We start from the raw sequence: 25,783 nt of genomic DNA, 5'->3' as shown, positions 1-25,783 counted from the left end.
TTAAAATATGCTATACCCTTCACTGGGCTTTTACATCGTCGCAAATGCTCAGTTCGCTTTCTTTATCGAAGAATTTGGCCTTTTTCATGTCGGGCACAAAATTGGCCGTATCGCCGATTTGGAAGGTGATGTCGGGTGTTGTGCGTACAACCAGAGACTGGCTTCCGGTATTCAGGAACAAGTGGGTTTCGGCGCCCAGCGGTTCGATAACCGATACCTTCATCTGCATATTGTTTTGAGCGGCAGGAGATGCGCTGTACTGCATATCTTCGGGGCGGATACCGAAAAATACTTCTTTTCCGACGTAGTTTTTAAGAATCTTTGCCTGATCGTCGGTAACGGTCAATTCAAAGGTACCTTCATCGGCAACGATTTTACCCGCCTTTTCGGCGATTTTTACGGTTAAAAAGTTCATGGGCGGAGAACCGATAAAACCGGCAACGAATTTATTGATGGGGTGATTGTACAAATACAAGGGTGAACCGATTTGCTGAACCTTACCGTCTTTCATAACAACGATTTTATCCGACATCGTCATAGCTTCGATTTGGTCGTGGGTAACGTAAATCATCGTCGCATTTAAGCGGTGGTGCAGGTCTGAGATTTCGGCACGCATCTGAACGCGCAGCTTGGCGTCCAAGTTCGACAAGGGTTCGTCAAAAAGGAATACCTTGGGGTTACGCACGATAGCGCGGCCTACGGCAACACGCTGGCGCTGACCGCCTGAAAGAGCCTTGGGCTTGCGGTCGAGGAGTTTTTCTATATCCAAAATACGGGCGGCTTCGTGGACGCGGCGGTCGATTTCGGCCTTGTCGGTTTTGCGGATCTTAAGTCCGAATGCCATGTTATCATATACCGACATATGGGGATACAGTGCGTAGTTTTGGAAAACCATCGCAATGTTTCTGTCCTTGGGAGGAACGTCGTTCATTAATTCGCCGTCGATGTATAATTCACCTTCGGTGATGTCTTCCAAACCGGCAACCATACGAAGCGTTGTTGATTTACCGCAGCCGGAAGGACCGACGAAAACAACGAATTCTTTGTCTTCTACGACGATATTCGCGTTGTCTACCGCGCGGACATTACCGTCATACACTTTTCCTATACCTTTGAGCTCTACTTTAGCCATACTCAAGGCCTCCTAAAAAATTATTTTATGGATCCATTTTATAGGATAAAAACACTGCTGTCAAATTCTTTTTCAGCATAAAAGCGCTTTTAAACGCTAAAAGACCGGAAAAAGACGCAGCCGCTTGACAACAAAGACTTCTGCGCTATACTTAAAGCGTGAGACCGAAAAAATACTCCTTACTTACGGCAGTGCAGTCGTTTTTTTTCGCATTTTCTTTATATTTTCAAAATAATTTATACCTTTATGCGCCTGCCTGTGCCTTCGGTTTTTTATATTCGCTTATTCCGACCGTAATTATGATAACCGCAGTTCTTACACGCTTTTTACACACATCTCCGGAACTGCTCTATGCTTTTTTGGAAAGCGCCGAAAAATGGATAGATGCCGACAACCTCTATGCCATGTCGAATTATTTTTTAACATCGGGACGGCCCGCCCTCTTTGAAGTACTCACCGGTATTACGGTCTTTTTTTTGGCACGCCGCTTTTTTTATACCGTTATGCAGTCGGTTCAAAAAATCTTTCACAGCCGCGCCGAAAGCCGCCCCCTTATCGCCCAGCTCATCATCGTTGCAGGTGAAGTGCTTTTGGTTATTATAACGGCTATCGTTACCCTTGTTTTGACTGCGGCAAAATCTTTTTTTTACGGTATCTATGCGCACACCGCCGAAAATTCAGGGGCAGCCGGACTCGGCGCAGGATTTTTTCCGCTTATCGGAACGGGGCTTGCCGCCGTCCTCCCCTTTTTGTTTAATACGGTCCCCTATATTTTAATATGGCTTTTTACCGCCTTTGCGTTCAGGGTTGCTTCGGGAACCAAGCCGTCATTAAAGCTTTGCCTTTTTTCAGCCCTTTTATGTTCCCTGCTTTTTGCGGCGGCACAATATATTTTTTCTCTTTTTATAGATACGGCAAAATACAATTTTATTTACGGTTTTTTGGGCAGCCTTATGGTGATGCTCCTGGAAGTGTCGGTCTTTTTTTCACTTTTTTTGTTTTTTGCCCAATATATTTATGTTTTGCAATTTTTTGATTCTCTGTTACTTGCCGAACTCTACTTACTGCCGGCACGGGCCGAAACAAGCCTGTTTCAGGCAATCCGCCGCATGCTCTTCATCCGCCCCGACCGCTTTTTAAAAAGAGGACCGAAGGGAGAACCCGTTGTCTTACAAAAGCATAAAGCCGGCGCCCTTATTTATTCCAAGGGAGAATCCGATACGGACATCTATTATCTGGCGCAAGGTTCGGTTGAATTATTGGGCGACAATAATATTATCCATCTTGAACGCGGAAGCTTTTTCGGTGAAATGAGTTTTTTACTCAGCGAACCGCGAAGAGCGAGTGCACGAGCGGCAACCGATGTTGAATTGGTAAAAATCGATGAAAAAACCTTTGCCGAGCTTTTGGAACGAAGCCCCGAAGCGGTGCGTAAAACGATAGGCTTAATTTCTTCATATTTTGCCCGCCACGGCAATTTAACGGAAAGTTCTTGACGGAAAAGCGTAAAAAGCCGGCTCATTCGGCTCTGTTGCAGAGCCGGCGGTTTTTGTGATATAATCCGCAAAAGATTCTCATCTGTATGAGACGGAGCATGTATGACAAAATATATTTTTATTACCGGCGGTGTTGTTTCGGGCTTGGGCAAGGGTATTGCCGCCGCTTCAATCGGATTGATTCTAAAAAGCAGGGGCTTAAAGGTTATCAATCAAAAATTCGACCCCTATTTGAACATAGATCCGGGTACTTTAAACCCTTATGAACACGGAGAAGTATTCGTTACCGACGACGGGGCCGAAACCGACCTCGACTTGGGGCATTATGAGCGCTTTACCGATGTCAGTTTATCAAAAAGAAGCAGCACAAGCGCCGGAAAAGTCTATCTTTCCGTATTGAACACCGAACGCGAAGGCGGCTACAAAGGAAAAACCGTTCAGGTGATTCCGAATGTAACCGACGAAATCCGCACCAGAATGATGGCCGCCGCTAAAGAAAATGAAGTAGATGTCGTTATTACAGAGGTCGGCGGAACGGTTGGCGATATAGAATCCCTTCCCTTTATAGAAGCGATTCGTCAAATAAAATACGAAGTCGGTTTTGAAAACTGTGCCTACGTACACTTAACGCTGATGCCCTATATGAAAAAGGCTCAGGAATTAAAGACAAAGCCGACCCAGCACAGCGTAAAAGATTTACAGGGGTTGGGAATTCAGCCCGATGTTATTATGCTCAGAAGCGAAATGCCCATCGATTTTGCAACACGGGAAAAACTCGCCCTTTTTTGCAATGTTCCCAACGAAGCCGTCATTCAAAACTTAAACGCACAGTCGATTTATGAAGTTCCCCTTATGCTTGAAGCCGAGGGATTGGGAGACGCGGTATGCAAGGCCCTCCATTTGGAATGCACAAAAAGCGACTTGGCCGACTGGCGCGAAATGGTCGAACGTTTGCACCGGCCCGCAAAAAGCGTCAAAATCGCTCTCGTCGGCAAATATATTGAATTACACGACGCCTATCTTTCGGTTGCCGAATCCTTAATTCATGCGGGCATTCACCACAACAGCGCGGTAGAAATAGAATGGGTCGATTCGGAAACGCTGGCCGATACAAAGGTTGCAGCCGAAAAACTGAAAGATGTAAGCGGTATTATTTTACCCGGCGGATTCGGAACCCGGGGAATAGACGGTATGATTTTCGCCGCTCAATATGCGCGTGAACATAAAATTCCCTTTTTCGGTATCTGCCTGGGTATGCAAATATGCGTTATAGAGTATGCGCGCAACGTGTTGGGCCTAAAAGATGCCGATTCGACCGAAATGAATCGGGATACGGGACACCCCGTTATAGCCCTGATGAGCGACAAAGCGGGTACCGAAGTTCCCGGCGGCCTTATGGGAGGAACCCTGCGTTTGGGAAAATACGAGTGCAGCCTTGCCGACGGCTCTTTGGCGCACAAAGCATACGGCGAACACAAAATTTGGGAGCGCCACCGCCACCGCTACGAGTTTAACAACGATTTTAAAGAACGCTTTGAAAAGGGCGGATTAAAGCTCAGCGGTATAAACGAAGAGCGCGGCTTGGTTGAAATTGCGGAATTGGATACAAAAGAGCACCCGTGGATGCTTGCCGTACAGTTCCATCCCGAATTCAAATCGCGGCCGAACAGGGCACACCCCCTGTTTAGAGATTTTATCGGTGCCGCCCTGCAGCAAGCGGAACGCCGCTAACAAAAACAATACCGAAACGGGAGAAACTATGCGTAAACATATAAAAGTTCTTGACTTCGGAAGTCAGTATGCACATTTGATAACAAAACGCCTCCGCCTTTCGGGCTACTATGCCGAAATCGCGTCCCCCGCATCCGCAGTAAATTCTTTTGAGCATACCTGCGGTATTATTTTATCCGGCGGCCCGGCTTCCGTCTACGAAAAGGAGGTTCCCGAATTCAATGAAGCGATTTTCGGTTTGGATATTCCCATACTCGGTTTATGTTACGGTCATCAGCTTATGTGCAAGCACTACGGCGGCACCGTGGAAAAGGCGGAAACGGGAGAATTCGGCATCGCTTCTTTACTGGAACGAAAAGAAAGTCCATCTCCCCTCTTTGAAAACATCGCCTTTCCCTCGCGGGTATGGATGAGCCATCAGGACGAAGTGAGCGTTTTGCCGCCGGGCTTTGAATGCAGCGCATACACTGCAAACTGCACCTATGCGGCGGTTCAAGATCTTAAGCGAAAACGCTTCGGCTTACAGTTTCACACGGAAGTAAAAGATACCCTGCAGGGAATAGAGATTTTGGAAAACTTTGCGCGTTTTTGCGGCATGGAAAAAAATCGGAACACGGATGTTCTTCTTAATGAGATTATCGAAGATATTCGCCGGGAAGCGAAAAACCGCTCGGTATTGCTTTTTTTATCCGGCGGCGTAGACTCGACCGTAGCCTTTGCCCTTTTAAACAAAGCGCTCGGTACGGAGCGGGTTAAGGGGCTTCATATAGACAACGGCTTTATGCGCAAAAACGAAAGCGCATCGATTGCCGAGCGCTACCGTTCATTCGGATTTACAAACTTTATCGTCGAAGACGCTTCCGAGCGCTTTTTAAAAGCCGTATATCGCGAAACCGACCCGCAAAAAAAACGCCATGCCGTCGGCGAAACCTTTATCAAGGTACGCGACGAAGTTGCCGCAAAATACGGTTTGGATTCGGACCATTGGCTTTTGGCGCAGGGAACGCTTTACCCCGATATTATAGAATCCGGGGGAACAAAGAATGCGCACGTTATAAAAACCCATCACAACCGAGTAGAAGGCATTCAGGAATTGATTGAAAAAGGCTTGATTATCGAACCTTTAAAGGATTTATATAAGGACGAGGTACGCATTATCGGAAAACGGCTCGGCCTTCCGGACGAATTGATTATGCGCCACCCCTTTCCCGGCCCCGGCCTTTCGATAAACGTGTTGGGAAGCACCGGAAAGCTCGACAATCCTTCAGAATATAAAGAAGCCCTTTCGGAAACGGTCGCCGCACTCGGCGAGCTTAAAAAGCGTTTAACTTCAGCCTCCCCTTCCGCTGCAATCGCTTCCCCCGCCTCGCAAGCCGTTGCCGATGCCTTTACGGGAGACCTTGCGGAAGCCGTCGGCTGCATAGAGCGAATCGGCGTTTTACCCGTAAAGTCGGTAGGCGTGCAGGGAGATTTTCGCACCTACCGCTTTCCTGCGGTTTTGTATACCGCAAACCAAGACGACTATGCGGATAAAAAAGCCTCTTTACAAAAAGCGGAAAAACTCTTTGCCGTACACGGCGCCGAACGCTTATGGGGCGGCTTTGAACACATATCTTCGGGATTGACCAATTCATGCAAAAACATCAACCGTACAATATGGGCCCTCTACGAAAAAAAAGACTGCCGTCTTATCGAAGGCTATTGCGATAAGGGGCGGCTCGACCACATACGCGAAGCCGATGCCGTTATGCTCGACGAATTGCGAAAATCGTCCTGGTATGCAAAAATCTTCCAGCATTTAACGATAAACCTTCCCTATGCCGCCGAAGACGGACACTGCTCTATTGTGCTGCGTCCGGTTGTATCCGAAGATGTTATGACCGCACGTTTTGCGCATCTTGAACCCGGTGTTCTTTTTGCCGCCCTTGAGCGGATAACGGATTTCGACTTTATCGATGCGGTATACTACGATATTACAAACAAACCGCCCGCCACCTTCGGCTGGGAGTAAAACACAAAAACACAGGAGTCATTATGAAAGACATTATTGAATACGACGATTTTGCAAAATTGGATATGAGGGCGGGAACGGTTTTATCCTGCGAAAAGGTTGAAAATGCCGAAAAGCTGTATAAAATTATGGTCGATGTCGGCGAAGAAAACCCGCGGCAAATCGTGTCGAGTTTGGTCGATTACTACACTGCAGAAGAATTGACCGGAAAGCGCATTATCGTTTTGGTGAATTTAAAGCCGCGGAAAATGCGCGGTATAGAATCGCAGGGTATGCTTTTGTGCAGCGAAACCGAAGACGGTAAAACCTGCGTTCTTTTAAAGCCCGAAAAAGACGTGGAGCCGGGAACCCCCGTTACATAAGAAAATCACCGAAAAAGAGGGGATGAGCACTTGACTAAGACAAGGCTTTTTTGATATACTGAACGGCGTATCGGGTGGTATCAGCCATATCCGTAGCGTCATGGTGCCTGTAGTTCAGGGGTAGAGCGCCAGATTGTGGATCTGGTTGTCGAGGGTTCGAATCCCTTCAGGCACCCGAACAGATTATATCTGTTTTATGCGTCCGTAGCTCAGCCGGATAGAGCAACGGACTTCGAATCCGTAGGTCGCACGTTCGAACCGTGTCGGACGCGATGAGCAGGATAAAACGGGCCATTAGCTCAGTTGGTAGAGCAACAGACTCTTAATCTGTGGGTCGCTGGTTCGAAGCCGGCATGGCTCAAAAAACCGAAACTGTAAATAAGGAAACATCCTTGCAGACAGTTTCGGTTTTTTTTATTTTAAAACCGTAACGAGCAGACGTTCGACTAGGCATAATGAACCTATTATACTAAAATACTGCAGAGAGATAGTTATGTTTACCGTGCGAAAAGTTATCCGCAAATACGCTCCGACCGGAATAAGCTCTAAAAAATTTTATAAAACGCTTCTCGGCATTTTTTTAGCTATCGGGATTATTCCGTCTCTACTTATCGGAATATTTTCCAGCACTATTGTAGATAATATCATCCGCCGCCGCCTTATACAGGAAGCGGAAAAAGCAACGGACAGCGCAATAGTATCGATAGATTCATTATTGGATAAGTACGTTTTTGCGTTGAATGAATTGTGTACGGATTCCTTACTGCCCGTATTCTTATCAAATCAAAATACTAATGAAAATACGGTGCAAAAAATATATGAAAAAATGTACCGTATGTTATCCGAGCTGGACAATTCCGCAGATATTCATATCATTTGTACCAATTTCGATAAAGCAATATCTCTAAAAAAATTGCCGGATATGTATAAACTCGAAAACAACAAAAACTGGGGAGTATTCAGAGCGGCTAACGGCAGTAAGCATGCGGAGGTATATCCGACTGTATACACCCACCCCGATCACATAAAAATGGCCGCATCCGTGATATCCGCGGTGCGCACCGAAAAGGGAATCAGCGGATATATTGCTATTGATATTCCAATGGAAGTTTTAAAAAAAAGTATAATCGCCACGGATGATATACTGGCTATGAATTTCAGCCTTATGACCCATAATTACTATTTGCTTTTTAATGATGCCGAGCTTGAAACGCAAACACATTTTATCACATGGCCGCACCGCGAATACACGCATCAAAAAGGCTATGTATTAAAACACAGCAATAATAAAGAACTGTTATACACATACAGCCCTTCAAGAAAATATAATTTTATTATTATCAGTGCTTTAAACATCAGCTTAATTATCGGAAATTTATCCATTGCTTCCTATATTCTGAGCGTAACGGCACTGATAATAATAGCAATTTCCATAATCGTTTCATTTATTATTTCCAAACATATCAACAAGCCTCTTCAAAAAATTGTCTTTGCAATGCAGGCAGTAGAATCGGGAGATTTTAATCGTAAAATAACAATTAAAGCCAATAATGAATTCGGATACCTTGCGAAACAGTTTAATATCATGTGTGAAAAAATAAATGTTTTATTCAAAAATGACCGTGAAAAACAGGAGCGGCTGCGTTTATCGGAGTTAAAGAATTTACAATCACAAATACATCCGCATTTTTTTTATAATACTTTGGATTCGATTAAGTGGCTTGCAAAATTAAATAACCAGCAGGAAATTTATATAATGGTAAATAATTTAAATCATATTTTAAAAACCGGTATGCGTGTGTCTGAAGAATTCATCACTATCGAAGAAAGTCTAAAGAACCTGAATGCCTATATTGCAATACAAAAAATCAGATTTGCCGATAAGTTTTCGGTTAAAATAGATATCGTTCAAGAATTACTCGGTTATAGGACACCGGCACTGATACTGCAACCGCTTGTAGAAAATGCAATGATTCACGGTTTGGAACCGAAGCCTGATACGGGAAATTTGACAATAGAAGGTCTTATAAGAAAAAATACCGTTATATTTAGAGTTGAAGATGACGGGGTGGGAATTCCCGATAAAAAGCTAAAAGAAATCAGAAAATCAATCGGGTCGGACAGAACGGGAGAAAAACACATCGGATTGAAAAATATAGATAAACGCATAAAATTGTATTACGGCACCCGTTATGGGCTGTCTATAAATAAGCGCAACGGCTGCGGTACCGTAGTTACAATAAAGCTGCCGTATATACCGATAGTTCAGGAGAACACATGATAACCTGTTTTATTGCCGAAGACGAACAGATTTTGCGTCGGGGCTTAATTTTAACTATTGATTGGGACAAAATGGGCTGCAAGGTTATCGGAGAAGCGGCAAACGGAGCGGAAGCTTTAATGTTGATAAAAAAACTTAAACCCGATATTGTTATAACGGATATCAGAATGCCCACTATGGATGGACTTTCTCTCATTGAACAATGCCTCGGCTTTTATTATCCCGAATTTATTATTATATCCGGATATAATGATTTCTCATATGCAAAAAAAGCGATACGGTTGGGTGTATCGGACTATTTATGTAAGCCGATTGACGAAGAAGAATTAAAGCAAACCGTTGAGCGGGTTTGTAAAAAAATTATAAAAAACAGAGAAGAACTTCCCCCGAACATACCCGTAAAAATCATTACTGCAAACGACATACCCTTTGCACAATTTAAAGAATATTCAAATGAATATAATACCGGGAAAAATAAGTATATTTTAAAGGCAATAAGGTTTATTGAAGATAATTACGGCCGTAATATTACAATAGCCGATGTTTGTAGAAAATTGATTATCAGTGAAAGTTATTTAACAAAACTTTTCAAAGAATACACAGGCTACTCCTTTATTGAATACTTAACTTACATACGCATAAAAAATGCCTGTATACTTCTGAATAACGATGATATAAAAATCTATGCCGCTGCTGAAAAAGTCGGATATAAAGATCAACGTTATTTCAGTGCATTATTCAAAAAATATACAGGCCTGACTCCTAAACAGTTTAAAGAACGTCAATACACCGTTGAAAAAGCCTCGGATATATAAAAAACCGATAGCATTACAAGCTGATTGTTTTGCCTCCCGACAATTTAGTAAATAAAAAAACCGACATAATACTGGTAAACGACAATATAACGGCTAAGGCAGCTGCTGTACCGAAATTTCCTCTTAAAACTTCGGTATAAACGGATACGGAAATAGTTGAGGTTTTAGATGTATACAACATAATACTCGAACTCAACTCGTTAATAGTCGTAATCCAGCTCATGATTGCTCCGGAAAAAACCCCCGGCAGCATCAATATAGCCGTAGTTTTAAAAAAAGTTCGAGCAGGTGATACCCCCAAATTAATCGAAGCCTCTTCAATAGCGGGATCTATTTGATATAAAATAGCCGAGGCGGAACGAACCGTATACGGCAGTTTACGTATAACATAAGCCAATACCATAATAAACCACGTTCCGGTAAACAATAAGGGTTTTTGATTAAAAGACAATAATAAAGAAATTCCTAAAACAGCCCCCGGAATAACATACGGAAACATAACCAAAATATCAAGAGCGGTATTAAGATGATTCTTTCTGCGTACGGATAGATAGGCAATAATTAAACCGGCTACAACCATTATGATAATCGCAATAAGTGAAAAAGTAAACGTATTGGTTAAAGAACGGGCAAGTTTACCGAATACATTCCGGTAACTGTCCGTACTGAATCCTTTTACAAATAGAGGACCGCTTGTTTTTAAAAATGACGTAAATAAAACCGTTAGTTGAGGCAGAATTCCTACAAAGGCAACAATATAACAAAGAGCGGTTGCAATAAACTTTTTTCCGCCCGTGATTTTAATTACCTCAGGCGGCCGAAGCATATTCATATTATAATTTCTGCGGCTTACAATAAATTTCTGTATAAGCAAAACAAGCAGCGCGCATAGTATAATAATAACGCTCAACGTACTTGCCATTGTGGCGTCACCGCCGGTTTCACTGAGATAATGCTGATATATGAGAACCGGAAGAACCTTATATCCTTCTCCGATAAGCATAGGAGTTCCGAAATCCGCAAGAGCAGCCATAAAGGTCATAAGCATTGCGGCGGATATTGTAGGTAATATAAGCGGAAAAGTAATTGTCCAAATTCGTTTAAGCCGGGACATTCCCAAATTTTCTGCAGCTTCTTCCAAAGATACATCGATTGAACTGAGCGCCCCGCTCACATATAAATATATAAGCGGAAAAAATTTTACCGTAAAAACAAGAATAATTCCCGGGAAACCGTAGATGGAAGGCACAATAATACCGATACTTTTAAAAAAAACGGTAATAACACCGCTTCTTCCGAAAAGTAATATCCATGAATATGCTCCGATAAACGGAGGAGAAATCATTGACATAATGATAATTGTATTTAAGAGCTTTTTTCCTGCAATAGTATAGCGCGAAGAAATATATGCGATAGGAATACTGATTAAAGCTGCAAAAATTGTCGCCAAACTGCACACGGCAAAACTGTGTTTTAAAGCCGATGTATAATACTTTAAAGTAAAAAAATCTTTATAGTTACTTAAAGTAAAGTTTCCCTCCGTATTTAGAAGACTCTTATAACCTATTGTTATAAGCGGATATAACAAAAAAACCGATAATAAAACCAATAAAACCAATGAAATAATTTTCCAAAAATCCCACTTGTTTTTAGGCATCGCAAAAGATATTTTATCCATTGAGCAGCAACTCCTCTTCCGATACATCAAATACATTGAACTTCCCTTCCGGGATTTTCAAAGCAATAAAGTCGCCCGTTTCAAATTCTTTTTCCATATCTTTCAAATACTGATTCACTTCTACCGTTGTACCGTCACTCAAAGATATTTCATAATTAATAAAGTCTCCTAAAAAAGTCTTTAATGCAATACGCCCCTGCAAACTGCCGGACTTATCCGCAGTTATTTGAAAAGCCTCCGGTCGAACGGAGACGGACACGGGGCCCTTATACCCCCGCCTTATCTGAGCGGTCAATAAAAGTCCGTCCGCTATCGATATTTGAGCATTCCCGTTTTCATTTTCGCTAACCGTGCCGGCAAGAATATTCGATGTACCTATAAAACTGGCCACAAACTTATTTGCAGGTTTTGTATAAATTTCCTTCGGAGTACCTACTTGCTGAATCTTACCGTTTTTCATTACGGCAATGCGATCTGAAATAGCCAGGGCTTCTTCCTGATCATGCGTTACGTAAATAGTAGTAATCCCCAACTTTTTTTGAACTTTTTTTATGGTAACACGCATCTGTATACGCAGTTTAGCATCGAGATTGGATAAGGGCTCATCCATTAACAATATATCGGGGTGAATAACAATAGCACGTGCCAAAGCAACCCTTTGTTGCTGCCCTCCGGACATATTTGCAGGCGAACGGTCTTTAAGATTTTCGATTTGTACCATTCGCAGAGCTTCAATAACACGTTCAGTTATCTCGTTTTTTTTTATTTTTCGTGCTTTGAGCCCGTAGGCAACGTTATCAAATACGGACAAATGCGGGAAAATGGCATAGTTTTGAAAAACCATTCCTATATTTCTCTTATAAGCCGGAATGGTGTTGATTATCTTTTTGTCAAAAGAAATCGTACCGTTTTCAATCGAATTAAAACCGGCAATCATTCTAAGTAAAGTGGTTTTTCCGCAGCCTGATGGACCGAGAAGCGTAAAAAGTTCTCCGCTTTTTATATCTATAGTCACATTATCGACGGCATTAAAACTACCGTATGATTTTACGGCATCCGCAATATGAACATTATGACTCACAATATCCTCCTAAAATCAGCACGTATATAAATAAGAAATGTCGGATAAAAACACACTCGGCTTTTACCCGACATTTTATAGAGCGAAAATAATACCGTTATTTACCGACTACTATATCGGTCCATTGTTTTATATTGGCCGTTTTATTTTTTGATGCCGCTAAAAAATCATAGTTTTTCATCAGGATTTCCGACAAAGGTTTAAAATCGCCTGATGCGGGTAAATCGGTACGAACATGACGGTATAAGTGCTCGGGAATCTTTGTTTGCACTTCTTTACCCAGTACAAAATCGACAAATAATTTTGCATTTTCCATATTCGGAGCATTTTTTACAACGGCAACGGATGACGGTACGGCGCCGGTTCCTTCTTCAGGATAAATTATACCGATATGTTGGGCCCCTGCTCTTAAATATTGCAGTACCGATTCTTCAGGCGTGATACACATATAATACTCACCGTCCGAAACTCCCTTATGAGGGGCCGAAGAACTGGATAAAATATTACCGTCCAATGCCTTTATGTATGTCCGTATAAAGTTCCATCCTCCGTCTCCCTTATCCATAGATGCCAATAAAATGGATAAGGTAGTATAAGCCGAGCCTGAAGATGCAGGATCCGCAAAAGCCAAATGGCCCTTCCACTTTGCATCGGCAAAGGTTGCCCAGCCCTTCGGAGCATCGGCTGCAGATACCAAATTCTTATTATACATAATCACGGTCGGAGAAACAAAAACGCCTGTCCACAGATTTTCGGAACTGATATATTCCGTATTAATATGAGCGGTTTCAGGAGATTTATAGACTGCAAAGAATTCTTTAAAAGCTTCCATGGATTCAGCCCCCCCTGCAAACATAATATCCGCAAAGGGATTGGCACTTTCCGACTTTATTCTGGTTAAAAGCTCTCCCGAGCCCGCCTGTACAAGTTCAATCTTGATACCCGTTTTATCCTGAAATTCCTGAATAATCATATTTAAGAGTTTTTCGGGAGCAGGCGAATAGACAACAAGCTTCTTTGATGCGGCTTTTGCGGCAGCTTGAGTACCCGATGCATCCTTTTTGGCGCAACCGATCAACACTGCGGTAATCAGTCCGGCAATAAAAATTGATGCAATGATTTTTTTCATAAAACAATCCTCCTTAATCTGTGCAGTTTACACACAACTATATATTAAAGAGGGTATAACCGAATTTCCGCAAAGTCAACGTGACAATCCTGCACATTTGTTGACTATTCAGCATTCTTACAGATAACGAGTATATCTCTGCGGTAAAGCCCTGCATTTACAGTCTTTACAGGTATTATTGAAAAAAACCTTACATTTTTTTTTATTTTTTGAATAAATCCTCAATTTCGTAATTGAACATTCATTCCATTCAAAATCAAATATATACCCGCCTCTTGCACACAAACCCTTTACCCGGCCTCGCTTCCATTCGGCAGGAAGGGCGGGCAAAAGTTCAATATATTCCGTATGGCTTTGTATCAACATCTCGGCTATAGCCGCAGCGGCACCGAAGTTTCCGTCAATTTGAAACGGAGGATGGGCACATAAAAGATTTATATAGCTGCCTCCTCCGACATAACTTACAGCTGAAGCCGAAACCGGAGTTAAAAGATTCTTCAGTAAAGACAAGGCTTTTTCACCGTCTTTCAGCCGGGCATATAAACAAGCCTTCCATGCTTTACTCCAGCCGGGACCTTCATCGGTACGCCGTTTAAGTGTTTTTCTACAGGCATTCAATAAATCCGCATTATGTAATGTACATAAGTCATCCGAGGGATATAATCCGTATAAATGCGACAAATGCCGATGCTCCGGATCGGCTTCCTTAAAATCATAAAACCATTCCATCAGCGTTCCCGAAGCCGATATTCGATACGGAGGCATTTTTGAGGCTATGCTCTCCATCGTTTGGGACAATTCCGCATCGCAGCCGAGAATGCCGGCAGCTTTAATACAATCATGAAACAGCGTACGGATAATTGCCGTGTCGGAAGTCGACCCGATAGATACTGCACAAACGGAACCCTCAGAATCAATAAACGAATTTTCGGGAGAAACCGAAGGAGCACTTATATAAAAACCGTCTTTTTCGGTTAAATAATCGATATAAAAAAGAGCCGCCTCCCGCATAACCGGATAATACTCTTGTAAGAATAAAATATCCTGAGAAAACAAATAATGTTCCCAAATATGCCGACACAACCAGCCGGAAGCGGCGGGAAAATACGCGTATTTTAAAGGAGCACGTTTTGCAAGATCTCCGACCGGCGAGGTTTGCTTCCATAAATCGATATTGTGGTTTGCGGTCCAGCCTCGACACCCGAACTGTTCTTCGGCCGTTTTTGCACCGACGGCGGCACAAGCTTTGATAAAAGAAAGCAACGATTTATGACAATCACCAAGATTCGCAACTTCAGCAATCCAATAATTCATCTGTACATTTATATTCGTCGTATAATTTGAACTCCACGGCGGCCTCATAGAGGCATTCCACAGTCCCTGTAAATGAGCCGGTAAACATCCTTCCCGCGAAGAACTGATAAGAAGATAGCGACCTAATTGAAACCATAACGCAAACAAACTATTATCATTGCCGCCGTTTTGAATCTTCTTCAATCGTTTATCCAACGGTTCATCCGCAATGATAGTGCAATCTAAAGAGAAATCCATGCGATTAAATAAATCGGAAAAATCTTTTTTATGTTTTTTGTATATACGTTTTTCGCCTCTTTTAAAACACGTATCAATACGTTCCTTACATATATTGATAACATATTTTTTATCCGTAACAGGGGCATTTGACAGTACATCATAACCTGCTTCCGCCGATATATAAAGCGTTAAACCTGTAAATCGTCTTACACAAAGCTTTTCCCCCTCAAGCTCTTCAAGCATTCCGTCGGTTTTAATACCGAATGCAAGACAATAGGCCATACCGGGACTGTCATCGGAATATTGAATAGGATTGTCACATTCATAGTAATTGGGATAAACCTTTGAAGGAGCATTTCCGGAAATAAAAAAATACGGATTTTGATTTTCCCGGTAAAAAGGCATAAGACTTTCCAAATATAAATTTGCATCCAAGGGTTTACCGCTGCATTGTATCTTTACAACCGTTATTTTATCGGGAAAAGAGCAATAAGCTTCTCTAACTATATGAGTATGCTCCGCAGCATAGGAAACTTTGCATACTCCCGTAGCTAAATCAAGTATCCGCTTATAATCTCTCAATTCTTTTCCGGTTGTACCGAGCTGTATATAAAGGCTTCCTAAAGGAAGAAAAGATTCATTCCAATCATTGAGAAAGTTGTTTTGCAGTATATGTTCGGCTTTTATGTAATTACCCTTAATTGCTTCTTTTTGAGCCTTATAAAATACATCGCTCGAATCCATGCGTAATTTTTGTTTACCCGTTCCCGACCATAGCGTATCTACATTGAAATCAATTTTCTCGATATCCGTACCGCCGAAAATCATTGCTCCCATGCTGCCGTTACCGATAGGAAAGGCCTCTTCCCATGCAGAGGCGGGTTTATCCAGCCATATAACCTGATTATTCATATCACATCCTATATTGTTTATATCAAGTAAAAAAAAAGAAGTATAGTGGATAAAAACACAGTTATGTGGAATCCTCCGCATTCGCAGGCTGTAATTTATAGCTTGAATGTTTAAAATTCCCCCGCCGCCCTATAGACAAAGTTTTAAATCTTTGATATAGTATTTTGCATACGGTTACCGAATACTGCCGGATGCGCAAGCGAGGGCGGGTTCGTTCAGCCGGTGCCGGTTCTGCGGATACTTGACTTTTTCGGCGCGTACTGCTATAGTGGTCCACGTTCAAAAGGTGCATTTTACTGCCTGCTAAAGGGCGAGAGTGGTGGAATTGGCAGACACGCCGGATTTAGGTTCCGGTGCCCTAGGCGTAAGGGTTCAAGTCCCTTCTCTCGCATTGTCTTTTGGCCGTGCGAAACGCTTGATTTTATTTGCGGGAATAGCTCAGTGGTAGAGCGCCACCTTGCCAAGGTGGATGTCGCGGGTCCGACTCCCGTTTCCCGCTCGAAGCGAAAGGCGGTTCGGAGAAATCTGAATCGCTTTTTTTTTACTTGAGGGATTTTTCAAATCTTCAAATTGAAAGATACCCTTTATTTTATTTGGTTCCGGCAAAAGCCGGGCAAAGGAACCGCCGTGAATACTGCAAAAAAAATCGAAAAACTCGAAAACTCTTCCGTTAAACTGACCGTAACAATTCCTCAAAAAGAAGTACAGGAAAACTACACGCAAATCATCAATAAATACGCAAAAACAATTCAGATTCCGGGCTTCCGCAAAGGAAAGGCTCCCGTTGCGGTTTTGGAGCGTAAATTCGGGGAAGCCCTTAAAGCCGATGCGGCAGGCGATATCATCGAAAAAGCATTACAGGAAGTCTTTGAAGACATCGATAAAAACGATAAGCCCAACCGCCCCCTGCCCTACGCTCAGCCCAAGATGGACGAAATGCCCAAGATGGACACGACAAGCGATATGGTATTTTCGGTCATCTACGACATTATGCCCGAGGTAAAGGTTTCCGACATCAACAGCGTTACGATAAAAGAGCCTCAGGTAAAAATCGGAGACGCGGAATTAAAAGAAGAACTTGAAGCAATCCGAGAGCGCAATGCGATGGTTATCGATAAAAAAGACGATGAAAAGGCCGCAAAAGACGATATTGCGACGGTCGATTATTGGGAATGCGACGGCGACGGCAAAATGATCGATACTACCAAACGCGAAGACTTTGTCTTTACAATCGGAAGCGGCCAAAATATCTATAAATTCGATGACGATATTATCGGCATGAAAAAGGGCGATACCAAAACCCTTACCAAATCATGGGACAAGGATTTTGAAGATACAGAGCTTGCAGGTAAAACCAAAAAAATCGGCGTAACGCTTAAAGCCCTTAAACTGCGCAGCCTTCCCGACTTGGATGATGAATTGGCGCAGGACGTAAACGAAAAATACAAAACCTTAGCGGACATGAAGGCCGACATAACAAAAAATCTGGAAACGGCCCTCGAAAACCGCCTGCGCGAAATTAAAGCCAACTCCCTTTTGGAGCAGCTGGTCGAAAAGAATCCGATTACCCTTCCCCAATCGATGCTCGATGCGGAAATTGAAGCGCGTTGGCATATGATGGCGCAGCGTTTTCAAACAAGCCCCGAACAGCTTGAAAAACTTGTTGCGGCTTCCGGACAAACAAAAGAAGAGATGCTTAAACAGTGGGCAGGCGATTCTGAAAAAATGCTTAAAAGCCGCCTGATTGTCGAGCATCTTTTAAAGGAACGCAATATCACGGTTACCCCCGAAGACCTCGAAGCCGAATACGAAAAAATAGCCGGCGGAGCGAATATTTCGGCGGAAGAAGTAAAAAAACACTATGCGGATGCGACAAAAAAAGAGTATCTTATAGATGATATGAAAGAACAAAAGCTGTACGCGCAGTTATTCGGCGAAGTAAAAATTACAAAGGGCGAAAAAACGGCGTTTGCGGATTTGTTTAAAAAATAATCGGGCATCTTTAAAAACTTCGGTTTTTAGAGGTTCCCATTTACGTAATAAGGACTCGATATGAACGAAAAGATGAGCAGCCTTGTTCCCTATGTTATAGAGCAGACGGGTAACAGCGAAAGGTCTTATGATATTTTTTCACGTCTTTTAAAAGACCGTATTATATTCGTCGACGGAGAAATTACCGACGTAACCGCCGACCTGGTAGTCGCCCAGATTCTCTTTTTGGAATCGCAAAATCCGGATAAAGACATCAGTATGTATATCAACAGCCCCGGAGGCTCGGTAACCGCAGGTCTTGCCGTCTACGATACCATGCAGTACGTTAAAAGCGATATTCAGACAATTTGTCTGGGGCAGGCGGCAAGCATGGGAGCGATTTTACTGGCAGGCGGTACCAAGGGAAAGCGCTTTGCCCTTCCCTCTTCCCGGATTATGATTCATCAGCCCTGGGGAGGTGCTCAGGGGCAGGCAGCCGATATTGCAATTCAGGCAAAAGAAATCGTACGTTTAAAAAAACTGACCATCGATTACTTTGCCTTCCATACGGGGAAAAAAGCCGATAAGGTTGCAGGAGATATGGAACGCGATTTTTACATGAGCGCCCGGGAAGCCCTTGATTACGGTATTATCGACAGCATTATGGCCCCGCGCAAAAAGGGAGAAAAAAATGTCTAAGTTTAAAAACGGATTTTCTCAGTCATGTTCATTTTGCGGAAAACCCGCCTCCCCGACGCGGCATTTGGTTGCCGGTCCCAACGATATTTTTATCTGTGATCAGTGTGTGGCGGTTTGCCAAAGCATCCTCGATGAAGAAAAAAAAGCACCCCTCCCGATTGAATTGACCGATGTTCCCACTCCCAAGGAGTTTAAAGAATATTTGGATCAATACGTTGTCGGTCAGGAATATGCAAAAAAAGCCTTATCGGTTGCAGTCTACAATCACTATAAAAGAATGTCTCAAAACACGGCGGCAAATACCGATGATGTATTAATAGAAAAATCCAATATTTTGCTTATGGGGCCGACCGGTTCGGGTAAAACGCTTTTGGCAAAAACACTGGCTCAAAAACTGAAAGTTCCCTTTGCAATTGCGGATGCAACCACCTTAACCGAAGCGGGTTATGTGGGTGAAGACGTTGAAAACGTGCTTTTAAAGCTTATCAATGCGGCAAACGGCAATATTGCGGCCGCCGAACGCGGGATTATCTTTATCGACGAAATCGATAAAATCTCTCGCCGCTCGGAAAACGTTTCCATTACCCGCGACGTATCGGGTGAGGGCGTACAGCAGGCTCTATTGAAGATTATCGAAGGAACACGGGCAAGTGTTCCTCCTCAGGGCGGCCGCAAACATCCGAATCAGGAGCTTATCGATATAGATACTACAAATATTCTTTTTATCTGCGGCGGGGCCTTTGTCGGTCTTGAAAAAATTGTTGAAGCGCGCATACACCAGCACACAATGGGCTTCGGCGCCGAAGTGGACGCCTTTTCCGACGATCAGCGGGCCGAACTTTTAAATAAAACCAATCCCGACGATTTGGTAAAGTTCGGTCTTATTCCCGAATTGATAGGCCGCTTCCCCGTTACGGTTTCTCTTAAAGAGCTGACCCGCGAAGACTTGGTACGCATTCTTACCGAGCCGAAAAACGCGATTACCAAACAGTTTCAGGCATCCTTTGCCTTTGACAATGTTGAACTTGAATTTACGCCCGAAGCAATCGACGCCATAGCAGACAGGGCCTTTACTCAAAAAACCGGTGCGCGCGGTCTTCGCTCGATTGTCGAAAAACTGCTTTTGGACAGTATGTACGAAGCGCCTTCAATCATGGGCGATAAAAAGCTTTTGATTACAAAAGAGATTGTAGAAAAAAAGCACAGCCCCGCAATCGATGTATTGGGAGAACAAAAAACCGCCTAAAACGCAAGCCGGATTTTTATTTTAGGGATTGTAAAAGCTCTATTGTTTTTTCGGCGGTTTTTTCCCACGAAAAACGTTTAACCCACTCAAAGCCGCTTTTAATAAGACGCTCTCTCAGTTTTGTATCGCTCAGCACGGCTTCAATCGCCGACGCGCAGTCTTCGGTATCGTCCGGGTTAAAATACAGGGCACAGTCGCCCGCAATTTCGGGTAAAGAGCCGGCCTTGGCACAGGCAACGGGAATGCCCGAAGCCATAGCTTCAATTAAGGGAAGACCGACACCCTCTCCTACCGAGGGGAAAATACAGGCTTCCGAGCCCGAATAGAGTTCGGGAAAATCCTTATGCGGAAAATAGCCGGTAATAAAAATATCGGAAGCAAACGGCGAAGAAGCGGCTTCCCGGTGTACGCTTTCGGCATAGGGGTCTTCGCTTCCCGCCAACACGAGACGGTGAGGAAGGCCCGTTTTCTTTTTAAAAAGAGAAAAGGCTCGTATAAGTTCAATATGCTTTTTTTCGGGCTTGGACAAGCGCGAAGCATAAATAATGTAAGGCTTTTTAATTGCAAAAGGCTGAATATTAATCATATCCGAGCTGAGAGCGGGCCGCGGATAAAACATACTGTGGTCAATTCCGTCGTAGATAACTTCGATTTTTTCCGGCTTAATATTCATATTGACCAGGTCTTTGCGTATATATTGACTTGCCGCTATGATTTTAGCGGGCTTTTTTAAAGAAGATTTAAACAGCTTTAAACAACTTGAATTACCGCAGGCTTTTACCGTGTCCGATAAAACTTCATGGATAACCGTAACCCCCGGAATCTTACGTGTATAGCGGACAATACGCGAGCCTGCGGGAAAGAGTACCGCATCGTACTTTTTTTTGGCAGCAAAACGGTTCAAATAAAACAAGTGCCACAAACGTTCGGCGGTTATACTGTCGGGAATTTGAATGCCGCTGTACGAAACGCTTCCGTCACCGGGATCGAAGGTATAGCGGTCTATTTCGGGACCGAATAAATCATAGGTACAGCCCTTATTCCGCGGTAAATTTTTCACAAGAGACAAGACATAAGAGCCCATGCCCGAACGGCCGTGATCGCAACCGAATACATCAATTCCTATATTCATCGTTTTTATTATAGCATAGTTTTAAAGACTGTGCTATACTTTTTTTATGGATGCATTTTCTTTTGACGGACGCCTTATGCAAAAAATGGCGGAAAAAAACATAGCTGCGGCAACCGCCGTCCAAAAGGCCGTTGTACCGGTTATCCGCGGGGGAGATAACTGCCTGTTTGAATCGGAGACGGGAACGGGCAAAACCTTCGCATATCTTTTACCCCTCGTTCAGCGTTTATATTTTGAAAGCGGTTACGATGCCAAGCCCAAACAGGAAAGGTATACCGCGGTTATTATAGCCGCCCCCACAAAGGAATTGGCGGTTCAAATAAAAAACGAGCTGAGTTTTTTACTCGGAGGGGATGAAAAACTGCTTGTCTGTTTCGGCGGCTCTTCGATTAAACGCCATATTGAAAGCTTAAGAGAAAAACCCTTTGCCGTTGTCGGTTCTCCGAACCGCCTTTCGGATTTAATCCGTTTAAAAAGAATCAAAGCGCAGAATGTACAAGCCCTTGTATTCGACGAAGCCGACCGCCTTCTTGAGCGCGAAACGGAAGACGCAAGTTTGGAGCTTATCCGCTCGCTTCCCAAGACAATACAGTTTATCGCCTGCTCGGCGACAATGAACGAAGCCGTTCGGCACGGTTTGAGTTCTTTATTGGAAACAGCGGAAATAGGTCTTGCCCCGGACACAAAAACGCAGTGCATTATCCTGCCCAAAGAAAACATACTTACCCAAAAAATAGCGCACTGGGCGCTCTATGCCGAAGACCGCGATAAGCTTGATACGCTCAGAAGTTTTTTAGCGGCCGAAAAACCGGAAAAAGTTTTGGTATTTTGCCCGACAAGCGCCGATACGGACAAAACAGCCGAATACCTGTCGTTTAAAAAGGTTCCCAGTTTCGCCCTTCATGCGGGAACGGATAAGGTAAAGCGCAAACAGGCTTTGGACAAGTTTAAAAGCGGTTCATGCAAGGTGCTGGTTACCAGCGATCTTGCCGCACGCGGTTTGGATATAGCCGGTATAACGCACATTATTCAAATGGGGGTGCCGTCGAATCCCGACTTTTTTGTGCACCGCGCAGGAAGAACCGCACGCTCGGATACTACAGGTATAAATCTTATAATAGGGAATGCGCACGAGCTTCACGAACTTGCGCACCTTGAAAAAAAGCTTTACATAACCGTGTACCCGAAAGAATTGTACGAGGGAAAACTCATTTCGGCAGACGACGACTGCTGCTGACAAACATAAGCGGAAAAAATCAACAGATTGACAGAGATTGCCCTCCGTGATAAAATTATGGAATAATCACATTTATAATGTAAGGATTCAATATGAAAAAAGAAGGTCGCAAACCCGTTACGAAAATATTGCTTTCGGCAGGTTCAATAATTATACTCGTTTTGGCGGCGGTATCTTTTATCGTTATTCCGGCGATGATGCCGAACGCGCAAAAGCAAATGCCCGAATTCGGTTCGTATAAAGGTAAAAAAATCGAATACGTGCAGGGTTCCTATTTTACAAACGCGGTTGACTACTATGTTTCCCAGCAAAAAAATCAACGCCAAAACCTTGACGACGGCGCTTATTTCAGCATTTTTACCCAGGCATTCCGCGATGCGGTTATGACGCTTGCCTTTGCCGACGAGGTTAAAAAAAGCGGTTACAAGCCGGCAAAGCCTCTTGTTGAACGTTCCATGCTGCCCTATTTTTCAAACAGCAACGGCGTGTATTCGGCAAAGATATTCCGCGATACGCCCGAAAGCCGCAAAGTTGAAATCCGTACACAGGTAGAAGAGCAGCTTACCTACAACCGCTACGCACAGGATATAAGCGGCCTGAAACACTCACAGGCGGAAATCGCATTTATCGCCGATATGAATAAACACATGAGAGCCTTCGACGCGGCCTTTTTTTCAACAAGCGATTATCCGAAAAGCGAAGCGGCCGAATTCGGCAAAAAAAATGCCGAACTTTTTACAAAATACGAGCTTTCCGTTATCACGCTTGAAACCGAAGCCGAAGCGAAAAAGCTTGCACAGCGCCTTAAAAACAATGAACTGGTGTTTACCGATGCGGTAACGGAGTATTCGACAAGACAGTACAGCGATGAAAAGGGTGTTTTAAACAATGCCTATCATTATCAGCTGAAGAATATCATTAAATCCGAAGATGCTTTTAAAAAGATTACCGAACTTGCACCGGGCACTATAAGCGATGTTACCGAAACGTCGACGGGCTTTTCGATTTTTAACGCAACGGGTCCCGCACAAAAAGCCGATTTTTCACAGGATTCAGCCGCGGACTTGGCATATAATTATATGAGCATCTATGAAGCCGGCACCATTGAAGAATATTTTATAAATATTGCAAAGGATTTTTCGGCTGAAGCGGCCTTGCACGGATTTAATGCGGCGGCGGCAAAGTTCAACACGGACACTGCGGAAATTCCCGCCTTCCCGATTAACTACGGCAATTCCCAGCTTTTAGGTTCAATTCAGTTCGGAACGAATCCCAAGCTTGCCGAAGCCCAATCGAATGAAAAGTTTTTAACAACCGCCTTTGCTCTTGCCGAAAAAGAAATCTCGGCTCCGATAGTGTTGGGCAAAAACATAGTCGTATTGCAGCTTAAAGAAATCAAAAGCGACGAAAATCTTTCGCCGGAAACCTTGCAGTTTATGTATCCCTATTATACTTCACAGTTCGACACGAATGCGGTGCAAACCTTTTTTATGGCAAGCCCGCACTTAAAAAACAATGTGCTTAACGTGTTTTTTAAGTATTTTATGAGTAACTGAGGATAGATGTCCTGTAATGATACACCCTGTACGGTTGAAGCCCGTCAGGGTGTTTCCGTTTTATACCGCGGACGCTATTTGTTTTCACGCTACGAGCCGCAAAAACCTCTGCAAAAAACACTCGAAACTTTTACAATACTGCCTGAAAGCCTTGTACTTTGCCTTTCTCCCGTTTTACCTTTTACAGTCGATTTAATCCGCGAAAAAATAGAGAAGGAAGCCATTCCGGGCTGTTTTATATTGTGCGCGGAAACCGATCCCGTCCTTTACGATTTTTATATTAAGCAAAAACAAAACAGTTCCCCACCGAATACCCCTATTCAGCACAGCCCCGTGCAAAAAAGCGGCGAAAAAAGCATAAGCTGTCCCGATGCGGTATGTCCGGATGCGGCCGTCCTTTTTAAAAAGGAAGAGGAAATAGCGCGTCTTTTGGACGGAGAAGATTTTTCGCCCCGGTATTCGGGAAGCCCTCTTCCTCCGATAGGCTTTTTCAGGCGGGTGCTTGTCTTGGAAGCTTCGGGTGCGGCCGCCATGTATGCGGACTTTTACAAAGCGCTTTTTTCTTATGCTCAAAACAGCATTGCCGTTTTTTGGAAAAACAGGATGACCCTGGTACGCTTGGGACGGCTTTTTTCGCGCAACGTTCTAAAAAATGCGGCCCGCATAGAGGCCCGCTCGGCATCTTCGGTTCCCTTAATTCCCGCTTCGCTAAACCGCCCCATCCTGGTCGCAGGAGCCGGTCCTTCTTTGGATGCCCTGATTCCTTTTATAAAACGCTATGCGCAAAAACTGTATATCATAGCCGTTGACGCGGCATTCCGTCCGCTTTACGACAAGGGCATAAGGCCGGATGCCCTTGTTACCGTTGAAAGTCAAGTTATAAGTCAGCGTTCTCTTATAGGAGCGCGCCGAAGCGGTATACCGATTATAGCCGACATGTGCGCAAGAAGCGCAAATCTGCGTATTACGGAAGGCAGTTTGTCCTTTTTTATCTCGGAGTATGCAAAACTTCCCCTTTTGGAGCGTATAAAAAAAGCCCTGCCCGGCCTTCCCGTATTCCCGCCCCTGGGTTCTGTGGGCTTGGCGGCCGTTGAAACCGCCCTCTTTTTACGTGCCGAAGGCACAAGCGTTTTTACCTGCGGCCTTGATTTTTCATACCCTGCGGGTGTAAGCCATTGCAAAGAAAGCCCCTCACAAAAAGAAGGACACGCAAGTTCCGGCCGCCTTATGCCGGCAGGAAATCCCGCCTCGGCCTTTAGGGACGGCGCTTTTTTTATAGAAGGAAAGGGCGGAACGCATCTCGCCTGTGATCCTGCCCTGCACTCCTACGCAGAGCTTTTTTCCGCCCGCTATAAAAATGCGGCGAACATCTACGACCTGTCGCTTTCGGGAGCAAAGACGGGCCTTCCTTTTTTAACGGAAAAAGAAGCGGGCGGTTTGATAGAAAGAGAGGCCGGCCGATTGCCGGAGCGCGCTGCGGATTGCCCGGCGGAAATCGGGGCAGCCTCGGTTAAACGGGAAGACTCGGTTAAAGCCTTTTATATAGAAGAAAAAAAACGCCTTTATACACTGCGCGCCGCCCTTACCGGAGAATCTCCCCTGAGTACGGAAGCTTTAAAAGCCTTATTGGAAGAATGCAGTTATTTATATATCCATTTTCCCGACGGGCATCGCGGCGCTTCTTTATCGCAAAGTTTTTTAAACCGTGTCCGAAGCGAAATCGACATATTTATAAAAGATACGGAAGGTGCAACCTCTCTCGCTTCTCTTGACGGATGAGA

At 43.8% G+C, this 25,783-nt stretch carries 18 protein-coding genes and 5 tRNA genes; 17 read left to right on the top strand and 6 right to left on the bottom strand.

Translation table 11 applies throughout. From position 1 onward, the window contains the following. Positions 1-19 precede the first annotated feature (19 nt). Positions 20-1,132 (bottom strand): ABC transporter ATP-binding protein, encoded by a 1,113-nt coding sequence (locus V1L52_RS04400; protein ID WP_428771087.1) that lies wholly within the window; start codon positions 1,130-1,132, stop codon positions 20-22. Between the two features lie 158 nt (positions 1,133-1,290). Here V1L52_RS04400 and V1L52_RS04395 point away from each other — a divergent pair, with 158 nt between their 5' ends. From V1L52_RS04395 to V1L52_RS04355, 9 genes are all read left to right on the top strand, one after another. After that, positions 1,291-2,628, top strand: a complete 1,338-nt coding sequence (locus tag V1L52_RS04395; protein WP_428771086.1) for a YhjD/YihY/BrkB family envelope integrity protein — start codon at positions 1,291-1,293, stop codon at positions 2,626-2,628. Between the two features lie 102 nt (positions 2,629-2,730). Then, the gene (locus V1L52_RS04390) at positions 2,731-4,359 is read left to right on the top strand and encodes a CTP synthase (protein ID WP_428771085.1); all 1,629 of its coding nucleotides are present in this window, start codon (positions 2,731-2,733) and stop codon (positions 4,357-4,359) included. 28 nt (positions 4,360-4,387) lie between these two features. After that, positions 4,388-6,370, top strand: coding sequence for a glutamine-hydrolyzing GMP synthase (gene guaA / locus V1L52_RS04385; protein WP_428771084.1), 1,983 nt, complete (start codon positions 4,388-4,390; stop codon positions 6,368-6,370). A 23-nt stretch (positions 6,371-6,393) separates the two neighbouring features. Then, positions 6,394-6,732 carry a methionine--tRNA ligase subunit beta gene (metG, locus tag V1L52_RS04380; protein WP_428771083.1) on the top strand — a complete coding sequence of 113 codons (339 nt, stop codon included), beginning with the start codon at positions 6,394-6,396 and terminating at the stop codon, positions 6,730-6,732. A 103-nt stretch (positions 6,733-6,835) separates the two neighbouring features. Continuing rightward, positions 6,836-6,907 (top strand) — tRNA-His (locus V1L52_RS04375). Between the two features lie 23 nt (positions 6,908-6,930). Beyond that, positions 6,931-7,004, top strand: a tRNA-Arg gene (locus tag V1L52_RS04370). A gap of 16 nt (positions 7,005-7,020) precedes the next feature. Continuing rightward, positions 7,021-7,093, top strand: a tRNA-Lys gene (locus tag V1L52_RS04365). 132 nt (positions 7,094-7,225) lie between these two features. Further along, the gene (locus tag V1L52_RS04360) at positions 7,226-9,013 is read left to right on the top strand and encodes a histidine kinase (protein ID WP_428771082.1); all 1,788 of its coding nucleotides are present in this window, start codon (positions 7,226-7,228) and stop codon (positions 9,011-9,013) included. Further along, complete coding sequence (locus tag V1L52_RS04355; RefSeq protein WP_428771081.1) at positions 9,010-9,828, top strand: response regulator transcription factor; 819 nt, start codon at positions 9,010-9,012, stop codon at positions 9,826-9,828. Before V1L52_RS04360 ends, V1L52_RS04355 begins: the two co-directional genes overlap by 4 nt. Before the next feature lie 13 nt (positions 9,829-9,841). On the opposite strand, the gene V1L52_RS04350 is transcribed toward V1L52_RS04355, so the two are convergent. The 4 genes from V1L52_RS04350 to V1L52_RS04335 form a co-directional block, all read right to left on the bottom strand. Beyond that, positions 9,842-11,506: an ABC transporter permease gene (locus V1L52_RS04350; protein WP_428771080.1), complete on the bottom strand. Its 1,665-nt coding sequence runs from the start codon at positions 11,504-11,506 to the stop codon at positions 9,842-9,844. Beyond that, positions 11,499-12,587 (bottom strand): ABC transporter ATP-binding protein, encoded by a 1,089-nt coding sequence (locus tag V1L52_RS04345; protein ID WP_428771079.1) that lies wholly within the window; start codon positions 12,585-12,587, stop codon positions 11,499-11,501. The genes V1L52_RS04350 and V1L52_RS04345 overlap by 8 nt, the downstream gene beginning before the upstream one ends. A gap of 97 nt (positions 12,588-12,684) precedes the next feature. After that, on the bottom strand, positions 12,685-13,716 hold the full coding sequence (locus V1L52_RS04340; protein ID WP_428771078.1) for an ABC transporter substrate-binding protein: 1,032 nt from the start codon (positions 13,714-13,716) through the stop codon (positions 12,685-12,687). A 117-nt stretch (positions 13,717-13,833) separates the two neighbouring features. Then, the gene (locus V1L52_RS04335) at positions 13,834-16,161 is read right to left on the bottom strand and encodes a glycoside hydrolase family 95 protein (RefSeq protein WP_428771077.1); all 2,328 of its coding nucleotides are present in this window, start codon (positions 16,159-16,161) and stop codon (positions 13,834-13,836) included. Positions 16,162-16,471: 310 nt separating this feature from the next. On the opposite strand from V1L52_RS04335, the gene V1L52_RS04330 reads away from it, so the two are divergent. The 5 genes from V1L52_RS04330 to clpX all read left to right on the top strand — a co-directional run bounded on the left by V1L52_RS04330 (position 16,472) and on the right by clpX (position 20,077). Further along, a tRNA-Leu gene (locus V1L52_RS04330) sits at positions 16,472-16,552 on the top strand. A 36-nt stretch (positions 16,553-16,588) separates the two neighbouring features. Continuing rightward, positions 16,589-16,660, top strand: a tRNA-Gly gene (locus V1L52_RS04325). A 128-nt stretch (positions 16,661-16,788) separates the two neighbouring features. Continuing rightward, the gene (tig, locus tag V1L52_RS04320; protein ID WP_428771076.1) at positions 16,789-18,153 is read left to right on the top strand and encodes a trigger factor; all 1,365 of its coding nucleotides are present in this window, start codon (positions 16,789-16,791) and stop codon (positions 18,151-18,153) included. A gap of 60 nt (positions 18,154-18,213) precedes the next feature. Further along, a complete protein-coding gene (gene clpP / locus V1L52_RS04315) occupies positions 18,214-18,831 on the top strand; it encodes an ATP-dependent Clp endopeptidase proteolytic subunit ClpP (protein ID WP_428771075.1) in 618 nt (205 codons plus the stop codon). Continuing rightward, the gene (clpX, locus tag V1L52_RS04310) at positions 18,824-20,077 is read left to right on the top strand and encodes an ATP-dependent Clp protease ATP-binding subunit ClpX (protein ID WP_428771074.1); all 1,254 of its coding nucleotides are present in this window, start codon (positions 18,824-18,826) and stop codon (positions 20,075-20,077) included. The genes clpP and clpX overlap by 8 nt, the downstream gene beginning before the upstream one ends. 16 nt (positions 20,078-20,093) lie before the next feature. On the opposite strand, the gene V1L52_RS04305 is transcribed toward clpX, so the two are convergent. Then, positions 20,094-21,209: a glycosyltransferase family 4 protein gene (locus V1L52_RS04305; protein WP_428771073.1), complete on the bottom strand. Its 1,116-nt coding sequence runs from the start codon at positions 21,207-21,209 to the stop codon at positions 20,094-20,096. A 46-nt stretch (positions 21,210-21,255) separates the two neighbouring features. Here V1L52_RS04305 and V1L52_RS04300 point away from each other — a divergent pair, with 46 nt between their 5' ends. From V1L52_RS04300 to V1L52_RS04290, 3 genes are all read left to right on the top strand, one after another. Continuing rightward, positions 21,256-22,446, top strand: a complete 1,191-nt coding sequence (locus V1L52_RS04300) for a DEAD/DEAH box helicase (protein ID WP_428771072.1) — start codon at positions 21,256-21,258, stop codon at positions 22,444-22,446. A 92-nt stretch (positions 22,447-22,538) separates the two neighbouring features. Next, on the top strand, positions 22,539-24,002 hold the full coding sequence (locus V1L52_RS04295) for a peptidylprolyl isomerase (RefSeq protein WP_428771071.1): 1,464 nt from the start codon (positions 22,539-22,541) through the stop codon (positions 24,000-24,002). Between the two features lie 6 nt (positions 24,003-24,008). Further along, positions 24,009-25,781: a 6-hydroxymethylpterin diphosphokinase MptE-like protein gene (locus V1L52_RS04290; RefSeq protein WP_428771070.1), complete on the top strand. Its 1,773-nt coding sequence runs from the start codon at positions 24,009-24,011 to the stop codon at positions 25,779-25,781. The last annotated feature ends 2 nt before the right edge of the window (positions 25,782-25,783 follow it).

The sequence above is a fragment of the Treponema sp. HNW genome (assembly GCF_050320395.1).
Taxonomy (GTDB): domain Bacteria; phylum Spirochaetota; class Spirochaetia; order Treponematales; family Treponemataceae; genus Treponema_C.
The sequence above is the reverse complement of the archived record's forward strand: the minus strand, read 5'-3'. Positions and strand labels throughout refer to the sequence as shown.